General features: G+C 54.6%; 10 protein-coding genes. All 10 read left to right on the top strand.

Annotated features, from left to right (window positions below):
* Positions 1 to 133 precede the first annotated feature (133 nt).
* Complete coding sequence (locus AB0A83_RS18110) at positions 134 to 1,606, top strand: NuoM family protein (RefSeq protein WP_150050837.1); 1,473 nt, start codon at positions 134 to 136, stop codon at positions 1,604 to 1,606.
* Positions 1,603 to 4,788, top strand: coding sequence for a DUF2309 domain-containing protein (locus AB0A83_RS18105; protein ID WP_150050835.1), 3,186 nt, complete (start codon positions 1,603 to 1,605; stop codon positions 4,786 to 4,788). Before AB0A83_RS18110 ends, AB0A83_RS18105 begins: the two co-directional genes overlap by 4 nt.
* A gap of 7 nt (positions 4,789 to 4,795) precedes the next feature.
* Positions 4,796 to 6,373 carry a proton-conducting transporter membrane subunit gene (locus tag AB0A83_RS18100; protein WP_367154887.1) on the top strand — a complete coding sequence of 526 codons (1,578 nt, stop codon included), beginning with the start codon at positions 4,796 to 4,798 and terminating at the stop codon, positions 6,371 to 6,373.
* A complete protein-coding gene (locus tag AB0A83_RS18095) occupies positions 6,370 to 7,911 on the top strand; it encodes a NuoM family protein (protein ID WP_367154886.1) in 1,542 nt (513 codons plus the stop codon). The genes AB0A83_RS18100 and AB0A83_RS18095 overlap by 4 nt, the downstream gene beginning before the upstream one ends.
* The gene (locus AB0A83_RS18090) at positions 7,904 to 9,418 is read left to right on the top strand and encodes a NuoM family protein (protein ID WP_367154885.1); all 1,515 of its coding nucleotides are present in this window, start codon (positions 7,904 to 7,906) and stop codon (positions 9,416 to 9,418) included. Before AB0A83_RS18095 ends, AB0A83_RS18090 begins: the two co-directional genes overlap by 8 nt.
* A gap of 146 nt (positions 9,419 to 9,564) precedes the next feature.
* Positions 9,565 to 10,197 carry a carbonate dehydratase gene (gene can / locus AB0A83_RS18085; RefSeq protein ID WP_150050827.1) on the top strand — a complete coding sequence of 211 codons (633 nt, stop codon included), beginning with the start codon at positions 9,565 to 9,567 and terminating at the stop codon, positions 10,195 to 10,197.
* 31 nt (positions 10,198 to 10,228) lie between these two features.
* On the top strand, positions 10,229 to 11,764 hold the full coding sequence (locus tag AB0A83_RS18080) for a SulP family inorganic anion transporter (protein WP_150050825.1): 1,536 nt from the start codon (positions 10,229 to 10,231) through the stop codon (positions 11,762 to 11,764).
* Between the two features lie 177 nt (positions 11,765 to 11,941).
* A complete protein-coding gene (gene cysD, locus AB0A83_RS18075; protein ID WP_150050823.1) occupies positions 11,942 to 12,850 on the top strand; it encodes a sulfate adenylyltransferase subunit CysD in 909 nt (302 codons plus the stop codon).
* Between the two features lie 13 nt (positions 12,851 to 12,863).
* A complete protein-coding gene (locus AB0A83_RS18070) occupies positions 12,864 to 13,877 on the top strand; it encodes an AAA family ATPase (protein ID WP_367154883.1) in 1,014 nt (337 codons plus the stop codon).
* 5 nt (positions 13,878 to 13,882) lie between these two features.
* Entirely contained in the window at positions 13,883 to 14,416 is a 534-nt protein-coding gene (locus tag AB0A83_RS18065) for a hypothetical protein (RefSeq protein WP_367154882.1), read from the top strand.
* Positions 14,417 to 14,426 lie beyond the last annotated feature (10 nt).

The following is a 14,426-nucleotide window of genomic DNA, read 5'->3' as shown; positions in this document are numbered from 1 at the left end:
GTGGCGACTGGTGCGGGGCTGATTCTGTGTGTTATCTAAAGTTTGGTTTATATAAACCATTGACATATAAAATTGGCTTATTTCAACCAAATGCTATTAAAATGTCGACCAGTTCTATTGTCGATATTTCAACATGACCATTTTAAGTAGCTTGCTGTGGACGCCGGCCGTTGGGGCGCTGTTGTTGCTGCCGGTTTCCGCGCAGCGCACCGGGGTCGTTCGCGGCGTCAGTCAGACGTTCGCTGCCTTGGCTTTGTTGCTGGCTTGTTTGCTGCTGTATCGGTTCGATGCCGGCGACAGCGCCATGCAGTTTAGCGAGTTCTATCCGCTCAATCCCAAACTCGGCAGCGCCTATGCCTTGGGCGTGGACGGTTTGTCCATGCCGATGTTGGTGCTGGCCTGCTTGTTAACCTTGATCGCCTTGTTCGCATCTTTTTCGGTCAAGTACGATACAAAGGGGTATCATATTTGCGTTCTGCTGCTGGAATTCGGCATGCTCGGCGTGTTCATGGCTCAAGATTGGGCCTTGTTCTACATCTTCTGGGAAGTCACGCTGATTCCGCTGTTTTTCCTGATCGACCGCTGGGGCGGTAAGCGCCGCCACGCGGCCAGTTTGAATTTTGTCCTGTATACCATGGGCGGCTCGGTGTTCATGCTGTTGAGCCTGTTGGCCGTCAGCCAGTACGATTTGGAACATCAAGGTTCGTTGATGGCCTCTATGGGGCAAGCGGCGCAGAACATGCCGATAGTAGAGCAAGTGCTGGTACTACTGGGTTTTTTGTTGGGTTTCGGGGTAAAGATGCCGATTTTCCCCTTGCACGGCTGGTTGCCCTTGGCCCACGTCGAAGCCCCCAGTCCTATCAGCATTCTACTATCCGGCATTCTTCTCAAAATGGGCGCGTACGGTTTGTTGCGGACCGTGGTGATGCTGCCGGTAGCCGCCCAGCTTTTGCAACCCGTATTGGTGTTTCTTGCCTTGTTCGGCATGTTGTACGGCGGTCTGCTGGCCTGGCGTCAAGCCGATTTAAAAGCCATGGTCGCTTATTCCTCCCTCAGCCACATGGGCGTGGTGCTGTTGGGCATAGCCACTCTGAATCCGGCCGGATTTAGCGGCGCCATCTTGCAAATGACCGCGCACGGCTTGATCGCCGGGGCATTGTTCTTGCTCGTTGGCTTGCTGTACGAGCGTACTTACACCCGTAACATCCAAGATTACAGCTCCTTAGTGCAAGTCATGCCGGGATTCGCGGCCTTGACGACGTTGACCCTGTTGGCCGCGATGGGTTTGCCGGGCTCGGTCGGTTTTATCGCCGAATTGCATACGCTGCTGGGTGGATTGCAGCAATGGGGCGCGCTAATGGCGTTGTTCAGCCTCAGTATTCTGATTAGCGCCGCTTATGCGATGCGGACCATAGGTTTGCTGTTCACCGGCCCGATCAAGCCGCAGATGCGTGAGATCGCCGACTTGAAACCGATGGAGTGGCTGGCTTCCGGCACGCTGGTGGTCGGGATCGTCGGCTTCGGTTTGTTGCCGTCGCCGTTGATCGCTATATCCGACGCCACCGTGGCCCGGATGATAGAGGTGATAGGGGAGCGGTTGCCATGACTGCGCCTGTTCAGCCGCATGGGCCGGAAACGGCCGAACTGCGCGATTATGTGTTGAATGCCATCGCCCATTTGGATCATATCCTGCCGGGGCAGGCGCCGATACACGATTTCGTGCACCACAACACGCTGCACGGCTTTCAGCATTTGCCGTTCGAACAGGCCTTGGCCGAATTTCAGGCGTTAACCGGGATCGATTGCTATTTGCCCGCTACGGAATTTCGCAAGTTTTACGCCCAAGGGCGGATAGACGATAGCGATTTGGATGCCGCGTTACGGCAAGCCGGCATGCTATCGGAACCGGCGCCGTTATTCGTGTTAGGGCAAAAGTCGATAAGCCGGCGCGATTTGTACCGGGCCGGCTTATTGCACGATTTGACGCCGCTGCCGGCCAACCGGTTGTCATGGCAGTTGCAGCAAAAGTTGAGTCATGACCCCGAACAGCAGCAGGTGTGGCAAGCGGTGTTGGCGCTACTCAATCTACAGCCTCCCGATCTGCACCCCGAGCAGTTGTTGGATTTGTCCGACGAGCAGGCGCAAGCGTGGAGCGGCGATAGCGGCGCGCTGTTGTCCGCCGAAATGCAGCGGCGGATTGGCGGCGAAATCGATAGCCTATTCGCGCAAGTCGGGCGGGAATTGACGATGCGCGGCTTGTTGCAGGCATTGACCGGCACGGACGCGCTGGAGCAGGTTCGCCCGCAATTGATCCGCTGGTGCGCTATTGCCCTGGACGAAGGCATGGCGGCTTGGCAGCTGCCGGCGGGCGAGCAGGGCTTGTACTCGGCCTGGTTGGCGTCGGCCGGAACGGACCTGTCCGCGACGTTGCAAGAATTGTCCGGCTGGCGCGATTTGATCGCCGAATTGCCGGCCGATCCCGTAGCCGCTATCGTGCAGCAATTGCAAGCCATGGCGATTCCGTGCGAACGCTGGGAAACCTATCTGCAGCGACTGGCGTTGGAGTTGCCCGGTTGGTCCGGTTTGATCAATTGGCGGCAAACCCATCCGTCTTACCGGCGCGGGGCGGTCGGCGCGCCGCGCTTGGCGGATTATCTGGCGTTACGTCTGGTCTTGGACCGGCTCTACCTGGAGCCGCTGTGCCGAGAGCAATGGCGGCATTCGGCCAGACTGGACAAGTTGCGCGGCTATTTCGACAAAAACCCGGCGGAATTCAGTGTGCGGGTAGCGGTTTTTGCCGGCGAATTGCCTGAATATCTGCAGGAAGCCGGCCAAGCCTTGCTGGCCTCGGCGTCGCCCAAGCAAGCTTGGCAGGAGTTGGCCGAAAGGATTTGGACTTGGCGGCGCAGTCCGTTGGGATCTGCGCAATCGGGCCAACTCGGGGTGTGTGACCACGGCTGGCGCGCATTCGGATTGTGCCGGGCATTAGAGTTGAGCGCTGCGGAAATCGGTCGAATCGCGCCAACCGAGTTGCTGGATTGGCTTAAGACGATCGAACAATTCGATCCGGCTCGGCAGAGTCAGGTTTGGCTGACCGCTTACGAGCGTCATTATCGCCAGCAATTGCTGCAAGCTCTGCATGCCAACCGTGGGCGCGGCCGTTGGGCCAAACGCAACGCCCGGCCGCAGGCGCAGATTATTTTCTGCATGGATGACCGGGAAGAGGGCATTCGCCGCCACTTGGAAGAATTGAATCCGGCGATAGAAACGCTGGGGGCCGCCGGTTTTTTCGGGGTGCCCATGAATTATCGCGGTCTGGACGATAGCCAGGCTACGCCGCTATGTCCGGTGGTAGTGGTTCCGGCGCACGAGGTAAACGAGGCAAGCCAGGCCGGGCAGGAGGTCGCGTTGGCTAAACACCGGCGGGCAAATCTCCGGGTGAAGCGAATTGCCGAAGCGGTGTTCCACGGCTTGCGTCGGCACGTATTGGTCGCTTATCCCTTGCTGCATGCGCTCGCCCCGTTGACGCTGCTGAATCTGCTGCTGAAAGGCGTGGCTCCGGCGCGACAGGCGGCCTTAGTCGATGCGCTGCTCGACCGCTTTGATCCGCAAGTGGCGTCCCGATTGGAGTTCAACGCCAAGGACCCCAGCCTGCCGGCGACGCCGGAGCATCCCCGTCACGGCTTTACCGACCGCGAGCAAGCCGAGCGGGTTGCGGGGTTTTTGCGCAATACCGGTTTGACCTACGGGTTTGCCGAGCTGGTTGTGTTGATGGGGCACGGGTCCATCAGCCAGAACAACCCGCATCTGGCCGCTTACGATTGCGGGGCTTGCAGCGGCCGTCACGGCGGGCCGAATGCGCGCTTGTTCGCGGCGATGGCCAATCGCGCCGAGGTGAGGGCTTTGCTGGCCGAGCGCGGGATTAACATTCCGGCCGATACCTGGTTCGTCGGTGCCGAGCACAATACCGGCAACGAGCAACTGACTTGGTACGACGACGATGCAGTGCCCGGCGCACGCCGCCCGGCACTGCAGCGCTTCCAATCCGAAATGCAGCACGCCCGGCAGATGTCGGCCCACGAGCGCTGCCGGCGTTTGGCCTCCGCGCCGCGCCGTCCCAAGCCGGCGCAGGCCTTGCGGCATTTTTTCGAGCGCACGGCCGATTACTCGCAAGCCCGGCCCGAGCTGGGCCACGCCACCAACGCCTCGGCCTTGGTCGGCCGGCGGGCGCTAAGCCAAGGCGCGTTTTTCGACAGGCGGCTGTTTTTGATTTCCTACGATCCGACTCAAGATCCGGACGGCAGTATTTTGGAAGGCATATTGTTGGCGGTCGGTCCGGTCGGCGCCGGCATTAATCTGGAATACTATTTTTCCACGGTCAATAACGAACGCTTGGGCTGCGGTTCCAAGGTGCCGCACAATCCGACCGGGTTTTTCGCGGTGATGGAGGGTGCGGCCAGCGATTTGCGGACCGGTTTACCGCGGCAAATGATAGAAATTCACGAAGCGATGCGCTTGCAGTTGGTGGTGGAAGCCAAAACCCAGGTGTTGGAACGAATTTACGCCCGTCAAGCCGCCTTGCAAGAGCTGGTTGGCGGCGGTTGGCTGCATCTTAGCGCCATCGATCCGGACGACGGCGCCATCCAGGTGTTCGAACGCGGCCGAGGTTTCGTCGCCTGGCAGCCGCAGCCCGGCGAGTTGCCGGTACGCGCGTCCTCGCCGGATTGCTACCGCGAGGAAACCGGCCCGGTTGCCACTCTGCTGATTCAACAACCTACCGTTTGCTGAGATCGCCATGAACGCTTGGATTGCGTTAATCCCTTTATGTCCTTTTCTGGCTGCGCTAGCTATCGGCGGCTTGCATTTTTTTCGCATCGTTGCCGGCGAGTCGGGCGAACGGGCCAGCAGTGGGCTTGGCGTGGCGGCTTTAAGTTTAAGCGGTTTGTTGTCGGTCGCTTGGTGCTTGGCTTTGTTTTTGGGATGGACGACTGCGGAAACCGTGCATTTCGCCGATTGGCTGCAGTCCGGCAAGGTCAGTATCGCGCTCGCACTGCAAGTTCGCCCGTTCAATTTGGCCGTTGCCGCGCTTTTTAGCGTGTTGCTGTGGCTGGTCATGCGCTTTGCAGTCAACTATTTGCACCGGGAAGCCGGGTTTCACCGCTTCGTGTTTTTGTTGAATCTGTTCGGCGCGGCCATGTTGCTGCTGGTGCTGTCGGCTAATGCGCTGTTTACCTTCGTCGGTTGGGAATTGGCCGGCCTGTGCTCGTATTTGTTGATCGCTTACGCCTACGACAGGCCTATCGCCGCGCACAACGCCACCCGCGTTTTTGTCACCAATCGGGTCGGCGACGGCGGATTTTTGTTGGGTATCGCGCTGGCTTTGGTGTGGCTGGGTAGCGCGGATTGGGCGCAGATCAATGCGCGTAGTGCGGAATTAGCCGCGCAAGACGGCAATCTGTTGGCTTTGTGCTTTGCGTTGGCCGCCTGTGCCAAGTCCGCGCAAGTGCCGTTTACCCCGTGGCTGGCCCGAGCGATGGAAGGACCCACGCCGTCCAGTGCGGTGTTTTATGGTGGAGTCATGATACACGCCGGGGTTTTCTTGTTGATACAGTTGCAAGCCATGTTCGAACACGCCCCGGTCGCCCGGGCGTTGTTGCTGGCGGTAGGCGCTACGACGGCGCTGTACGGCTACTGGGTAGGCTTGGCGCAAACCGACGTCAAAAGCGCCCAAGCCTATGCGGCCGCCGGTCAATTGGGGGTGATGTTTGCCGAATGCGGTCTGGGTTGGTGGGAAGTGGCGACCTGGCACATGGCGGCGCACGCGGTGGTGCGTTGCTATTTGCTGTTGAGCGCGCCTTCGATTTTGCACGTTACCGGTGCCCGTCCGGTCAAGCCGGTACATGCGTCGTTAAACGACTGGCGTTTTGGATTTTTAGCCGCTCTGCAGCGCGGTTGGCTGGAACCGGCGGTGGATGCGGTGCTGGTCAAACCGGTGCAGGGCTTAGGTGCCGACATGCGCTATTTCGACGAACAATGGGTAGACCCGGCGTTGGGGATGCCGGCCCCGACTATCAGGGCGATTTCTTCGCTGGCGCAATGGGAAGAGCGGCGGATGGGCGCAAATTTGGAAAGCGATGAGGACAGTTTTGCGCAAGGCAGCGGCATTGCCGGCAAGTTGGCGCAGTGGAGCGCGGCAGTGTTGAATTGGTTCGAGTACCGCTTCATTTTATCCGGGATAGGGCGCGATTCGGTTCGGTTCGGGCGCCGTTTGGGCAGGGCCGCCAACCGCTTCGAGCGCTTGTTGCTGAAACCGCGTTATTTGTCGTTGTTCGTGTTGATCGTTTTGATGGCCGCGGCGGGGTATCCGGGATGACGACCGATATTGTGTATTGGCCGGCCGCCAGTGCCTTTCCGTTGTTGAGCAGTTTGACCCTGCTGCCGCTGGTTGCGGCGCTGGCGGTCTTGTTGGCCCGCCCGGCCTTAACCTTCAGGATTGCTTTTGGCGGCGCGGTTGCCAACGTGTTGCTGAGTCTGTATTTGCTGAGCGTGTTCGACGCCGACGCGGCCGGCATTCATTTGGCGGAAAGTTGGAATATTTTCGGATTGGCTTATCGCGCCGGGGTGGACGGGACCAACATCTTGTTCGTGCCTTTGGCGGCTATCGTCGGTTTGCTGACCCTGATCTACACCACCATTACCCGCCATGTGCACGATCGGCTGTTCGTGGTGTGCGTGCTGGCATATCAGGGGGTATTGATCGGCGCGTTCGTGGCGCTGAACGTGTTGCAATTTTGGTTTTGGTGCTTGATGGAGTTAGTGCCGGTGGTGTTGCTGACCCTGTCCGCCGGTACCGGCATGCGGCGCAACCAAGTGATTAAAACCGTGCTGCAATATTGGTTGTCCGGCTTGGCGATGAGTTTGGCCGGCTTTCTGCTATTGAGTTTCGGGCTGGCAGACAGCGGTTTGCCCTTGAGTTTCGACTGGCTGACGCTGAAGCACCATCAATTGGCGATTCCGCATGAGACCCTGATTTTCATCCTGTTGTTTTTCGGGTTTGCGGTGCGGATGCCGCTGTTTCCGTTTCACGCCTGGCTGCCGCCCCTGGCCGAGCACGGCACGGCGGCCAGCGCGGCGATTTTTCTGCACGGCTTGAAATTGGGCATTTACGCCGTGATCCGCTTTATCTTGCCTTTGGTGCCCGGTGCTGCGGAGGAGTGGGCGCATTTCGCGCTGGCCTTGGGGTTGATCGGGATTTTCTACGGGGCAGTGTTGGCGCTGATGCAGATCAATATGCGCCGTTTGTTGTCGTTTGCGGTGATCAGCCATACCGGCATGCTGGTCATCGGCATGTTTTCGTTCAACGATTTTGCGTTGGAAGGCAGCATCTTGCTGTCTATCGCTTACGGCTTGGCGACGGCCGGCATGCTGTTCAGCATAGGCTTGATTTACGAACGCACCCGCACCTCGTTCTTGCCGCGCCTAGGCGGTTTGTTCGAAACCAATTCGGCGATTGCGCTGTTGTTTTTGATCTCGGCGCTCAGCACCATGGTGATGCCGGGTACTCCCGGTTTCGATGCGGCGCATTTGTTGATCGAAGGGGTGATAGAAGAACACGGCTGGTTGACCGCCATCGCAATTTTGTTGGGCAACGTATTGGCGGCGGCGTTTTTGTTGTGGGCGTTCCAACGTCTGTTTATCACCCATAGGCGGCGTTTTGCACAGCCTTACAGCAGCATCCATCACCCGGTTTTGCAAGAACGGCTGATTGCGCTGACCGTGTGCGGTTTGTTGATCGCTACCGGTTTTTACACCACCCCCTGGCTCAAATACATCGATCAGGAAGCCAGCGAAATCGGCGAACACTATCCGGAACATCATAGGCACCACAGCAATCTCCCCGACCATGAATAACTTGCCTTTGCTATCAATCTGCGTGTTTTGGCCGCTAGGCGGAGCGTTGCTTCTGGCCGTGTGCAAACCCGAGCGGGCCAAGCCATTGGCGTTGGCGGTCGCGGCGCTGGAGTTGCTGCTGACGCTGGTCGTGGTGGCAGTGTTCGAGCGCGAGCAGGCCGGTTTTCAGCTGCTGGAAGATCGGCTGTGGATAGAGGCTTTGAACGTGCATTATTTGCTGGGCGTGGACGGCATTTCCTTGTTGTTTCTGCCGATGACCGCGTTGTTGACTTTGCTGGCCATAGCCATGGGCTGGCGTTCGGTGACGACGCTGCAACGTTTTCATCTGGCCTTGCTGTTGGCTTTGGAAACGGCGACCTTGGGCATTTTCACCGCACTGGATTTGTTGCTGTTCTTTTTGTTTTGGGAATTGACCCTGCCGCCGCTGTTTTTCCTGATCGGCTTATGGGGCGGCGGGGCGCAACGCCGTTACGCGGCGATGAAATACACCTTATACATGCTGTTCGGCGGAGTGCCCTTGTTATTTGGATTCGCATTGCTGGCATTGCAACATGCGGAACTTACCGGCAGTTTGAGTTTTAGCTTACCGCAGCTTTTGGCTTTGCCCTTGTCCGATTCCCTGCAGCGCTCGATTTTTGCATTGTTGCTGTTGGGATTTGCCGTTAAAGCGCCGTTGCCGCCGTTTCATACCTGGTTGCCGAGCGTAGCCTTCGAAGCGCCCGCCCAGATCACCGCACTGTTGACCGGCTTGAAACTAGGTTTGTACGGTATCGTGCGGTTTGCCATGCCGCTAGCGCCGGACGCCGCCGGCGAGCAGCGCTGGTTGTTGGCGGTTGTCGGGGCGGCGACGCTGATTTATGCCGGCTTGATTGCGTTGCAACAAAGCAATCTGCGCAGGTTGCTGGCCTATGCCGGGGTTAGCCACGTCGGCTTGGTTTTAATGGGGATCGCGGCCAGCAATATGCAAGGTCTGCAGGGTGCATTAATGCAAATGTTGAATTTCGGGGTTGCGGCTGCGGCTTTGATGTTGCTGGCCGGCATGCTTCAGCAGCGCTTGGGCGGTACCGATATTTTGCATCTGGGCGGCTTGGCCAAACCGATGCCACGGTTGGCGACCCTGTTCATATTGTTCAGCTTATCCGCTATCGGCGTGCCGGGAACCAACGGTTTTCCGGCCGAATGGTTGTTGCTATGGGCAACGGTAGAGGCGTTTCCGGTGCTGGCGGTGCCGGTATTGTTTGCCGCAGTGGTCGGAGCGGCCTATAGCTTGGGTTTTATCCGGCGCGGCTTATTCGGGCCGGTGGTGCGCGAAGCTGTGCAGAATGGCGAAGATTTGTTGTCCCGCGAGTTGGCGATATTGGCCGTGCCCGCTTTGTTGGTGCTGTGGTTGGGCTTGTTTCCGCAGCATTTGCTATCGATACAAGCTCCCGCACTGACGGCTTGGACGCATCGTTTGCAGCCGCAGCATACGCAAATTCTCACCGCAACAGCCAAGCCGTTACTTTAACCGTATTCCAATCAGTCTGCCGTTTCGCCAAGGCGGGCTTTAGAAATGCTTTAATAATATCGAATCGATAATATAATGACTGTGCGCGGGTTGAACCGAATGTTTTGCAGTCCGTCTATTTCTTGAATATCAACAAGGAGTTCCTTATGCACGCCCCTGAAAAGCTATTATTGGAAAACAAAGCCTGGTCGGAAGAGATCAGTAAAAAAGACCCCGGTTTTTTCAGCCATCTTGCCGCAGAGCAGCGACCGGATTTTTTATGGATAGGTTGCTCGGATAGCCGGGTGCCGGCGGAAACCGTGGTAAACGCTCAGCCCGGGCAAATTTTCGTGCACCGAAATATTGCCAATCAAATCATTAACACCGATTTCAATTGTTTAAGCGTCTTGCAATATGCGATTTCGGTATTGAAGGTAAAACACATCATCGTTTGCGGGCATTACGGCTGCGGCGGCGTCAAGGCGGCATTACAACCGCAACGGGCGGATCTGGCGATCACCAATAAATGGTTGTTGCACATCAAAGATATTTACCGTTTGCACCAGGACGAATTGGAATACATGCCGGCGGAAAAAAAGATGGACCGCATGATAGAGCTGAACATCATCGAACAAGTGTACCGCTTGGCGCATACTTCCATTGTGCAATACGCCTGGCGGCACGGCCACAAACCCTCTCTGCACGGTTGGGTGTACGGTTTGCACGACGGTTTGTTGAGCGAATTGATCAAACTGGATCATAACGCCCAGATCAGTTCGATCTACCGCTATACCGATTAATGCCAGGTTTGCTACTTAACGGGGATGTGTAATGGATCGGAAAATTAAACATTGGCGTCAAGATCTTCCCGCCAGTATTGTGGTGTTCCTGGTGGCTTTGCCGCTATGTTTGGGGATTGCCCTGGCGTCCGGAGCGCCGCTGTTTGCCGGGGTGATTGCCGGCATTGTCGGCGGCATCGTGGTGTCCTGGGCCAGCGGCTCGCAGCTTAGTGTGTCCGGACCGGCGGCGGGATTGACGGTTATCGTGTTCAATGCCATCGAGACGCTAGGCGGCTACGGGGCGTTTTTGCTCAGCTTGTTCATGGCGGGCGTTTTGCAGCTCGCTTTAGGCTATTTGAAAGCCGGCTTGATAGGGGCGTTTTTTCCGTCTGCGGTGATTAAAGGCATGTTGGCGGCGATAGGCTTGATTTTGATCATCAAGCAAATCCCGCACGCAACCGGTTACGATACCAGCTTCGATGGCGACGAAAGTTATATGCAGGAAACCGCCGCCTCCAGCTTTTCGGAGCTGGTAGAAGCGTTGGAAGGCGTCTCGCCGGGCGCTACCGTAGTCAGTCTGATCGCCTTGTTGATACTGGTGCTATGGGAAAGCCGTCGGATTAAACAAATCGCTTGGTTGAAGCTCATCCCCGGCCCGCTGTTGGCGGTGGTTTGGGGCGTGGCTTATAACGCCTGGGCCTTACAAACGGCACCGGAATGGGCGATTCAAGACAAGCATTTGGTAACCTTGCCGGAATTGGGCAGCGCCACCAACTTTATCAATCAGTTGCAATTACCCGATTTTAGTCAATGGCTGGAGCCCAAGGTCTACAGCATTGCCTTCACGCTGGCCATCATTGCCAGTTTGGAAACCTTGTTAAGTATCGAAGCGGTAGACAAGCTGGACCCCTTTAAACGCGTGGCGCCGACTAACCGCGAACTGAAAGCCCAGGGTTTGGGCAACATGATCTGCGGCTTAATGGGCGGCTTGCCGATTACCGCAGTGATCGTGCGTAGTTCCGCCAACATCAATGCCGGCGGCTGTACCCGCTGGTCCAGTTTTTTCCATGGGGTGTTGCTGTTCGTCAGCGTGATTTTTTTTGCCGAGTTTCTGAATCAAATTCCGTTGGCGTGTTTGGCGGCAATCCTGCTGCAAACCGGCTATAAATTAGCCAAACCTGCATTATTTATAGAGTTTTATCGGCGCGGTTGGAATCAGTTTTTACCGTTCGCGATTACCGTAACGGCAATTTTATTAACCGACTTATTGGTGGGGATTGCGATAGGCATGTGCATCGGCATCTATTTTGTGCTGCGTACTAATTTCCACGAGGCGATGACATTGACGATACACGGCAACCATTGCTTGTTGCGCCTGCATAAAGATGTTTCGTTTCTGAATAAAGCGGTGCTGCGGCAGCATTTGAGCGAGATCCCGAACGACTGCGAATTGTTGATAGACGGCAGCAAAGCCCTGTTTATCGATCAAGACATACTGGAAACCATTTCCGATTTTCTATTGGCCGCGCCGGATCGTGGAATTCAAGTGGAAACTCAAGGGTTCAATCCTTATTGCGTAGTCCCTTAGCCGGGCGGCATATTTGCTTGGCCGGGCGCGCTGTAAGGCTTTAAACCGGTGGCTAGGTATTCGCGCTTGAGCTAGGCTGTGAAGGTTGCACTATTGCCCGTGGCATCGACTTTGCTTTTGCCTTTAAAATACCTGTATTTTTCTGAGGCCCTAAGGCCTTTTGTTCCGGAAGCGTTCATGACCGATTATAAACTGACCCATCTAAAGCAACTCGAAGCCGAAAGTATTCACATCATTCGCGAGGTCGCTGCGGAATTCGAAAAGCCGGTGATGCTGTATTCCATCGGCAAGGATTCGGCAGTGATGCTGCACTTGACCCGCAAGGCGTTTTTTCCCGGCAAGCCGCCGTTTCCGCTGTTGCACGTGGATACCACCTGGAAATTCCGCGAAATGATCGAATTCCGCGACCGGATGGCGAAAGACCTGGGTTGGGATTTGATGGTGCACATTAATGAAGAAGGTGTCGCCCAGGGTATAGGGCCCTTTACCCACGGCAGTAAGAAACACACCGACGTGATGAAAACCGATTCCTTAAAGCAAGCCCTAAACAAATATCAATTCGACGCGGCCTTCGGCGGTGCCCGCCGCGACGAGGAAAAATCCCGCGCCAAGGAACGGGTTTACTCGTTCCGCGACAAAAACCACCGCTGGGATCCGAAAAATCAACGGCCGGAGCTGTGGAACATCTACAACGGCAAGATCGACAAGGGCGAGTCCATCCGCGTCTTCCCGCTGTCCAACTGGACCGAATTGGACATCTGGCAATACATCCACCTGGAAAACATCCCTATCGTACCGTTGTATTTCGCCAAGGAACGCCCGGTCGTCAACAAGGACGGCATGCTGATCATGGTCGACGACGACCGCATGCCGCTTGGGCCTGACGATAAAATTGAAATGAAAATGGTGCGTTTCCGTACCTTGGGCTGCTACCCGCTGACCGGCGCGGTCGAATCCACCGCGACCACCTTGCCGGAAATCATTCAGGAAATGTTGCTGACTACCACGTCCGAACGCCAAGGCCGCTTGATCGACCACGACCAGGCCGGATCGATGGAGCAGAAGAAGCGCGAGGGTTACTTTTAGAGTTAGGCGTCTAATGATTAATAGTGTAGAGCTTAAAAATTTTGGTCCAATTGATGATTTAAGCTGGTCCAATTTGGGAAGAGTTAACTTGGTTATTGGTGGTAATAGCGCGGGTAAAACTTGTCTATTAAAGTCCCTTTATACCGCAATACGAACTTTGGAAGAATACAAAAGGGGTAATGAACCTCGCTCCGCATCGGAGATTTTGGCTTCCAAGCTATACTGGACTTTTCAGCCAGATAACAGAATTGGTGATTTGGTTTCTAAAAACTCAGATCAACCTCTTGACTTTAAGTTTACCGTTGATGACAAGGATTTTTCTTACACATTTGGAAAAGATACTACAAAGGCTATTCCTAGGCTTGAGAATCATGTAGCTCCAAGAGGAGATAGCAATTCTATTTTTTTGCCTGCAAAGGAAGTTCTATCAATTCATAACATAATAATTAAGTCTCGTGAACAAGATAATGCTTATGGATTTGATGATACTTACTATGATTTGGCAAAAGCTCTAAGCCAAGTGCCGAGAAAAGGTGGAAACTCCAAGGAGTTTTCGCAGTCTAGGAAGTCTTTAGAGGATATGTTTGGTGGCAAGGTAGAATACGACCAACCATCGAGTCGTTGGCAATTTAAGAAAGATAACCAGAGGTTTTCAATTGGAGTTACAGCCGAAGGTAGCAAAAAAATAGCCATACTGGATACTTTATTAGGAAACCGCTATTTGTCAGATCGTTCTATAGTTTTCATTGATGAGCCTGAATCAGCACTTCATCCCAAAGCTGTTTCAATTTTGTTGGATATTGTCTCTGCCCTTGCTAGTCGAGGCATCCAATTCTTTATAGCCAGCCATTCTTATTTTGTTGTCAAAAAGTTATTTCTAATAGCTCAACAACAAAAAATTTCAGTTCCGGTTCTATCAAACCAAGAAGGTTGGGTTCAATCGGATTTGTTGAAGGATTTTCCAGACAATCCCATTATTGATGAAGCAACGCGGTTGTTTAAAGAAGAAATAAGCCTGCCAGCCTGATAGTCATGATAACTATATTAAAATCAGGCATGTCATTTGGGCCTTTTTCAGAGGATCATGTGTTTTTTATAGAAAAAAGCCCTGCATTATTGGAACTCAACAAGAGTTCAAATAAAGGTGAAGGCATAGCTATAGCAGAGTTTTTATTAATCAAGTCTGAAAAAAGTAGGAATTATATTTCCATAATAGAAGCAAAGACATCATCGCCTAAGCCTGGCAATACAGAGGACTTTGATAAATATATTGGCGACATAAAGTCAAAGCTAAGCAATAGCCTGCACCTTTTTGTTTCCTATTATTTAAATCGGCATTCATCTGGCTTCAGCGGGTTGCCTAATCAATTCAAAAAGTTTTCACTTCAAAACATCGATTTTGAATTTATTTTAGTAATAAAAACAAGTGAGGATGCTTGGTTGCGCCCTGTGCTTAATAGTCTTAGACCCGCACTTAAGCCATTGATGAAAATTTGGAACATATCGCCAACGGCAATCAAAGTTTTTAATGAAGCAGAAGCCATACGACACCAATTAGCCAATTGAAATCTACTTC

This window comes from Methylomonas sp. HYX-M1 (assembly GCF_040741385.1).
Taxonomy (GTDB): Bacteria; Pseudomonadota; Gammaproteobacteria; order Methylococcales; family Methylomonadaceae; genus Methylomonas; species Methylomonas rhizoryzae.
Note: the sequence above shows the minus strand (reverse complement) of the source record. Positions and strands in the feature narration are given on the sequence as shown.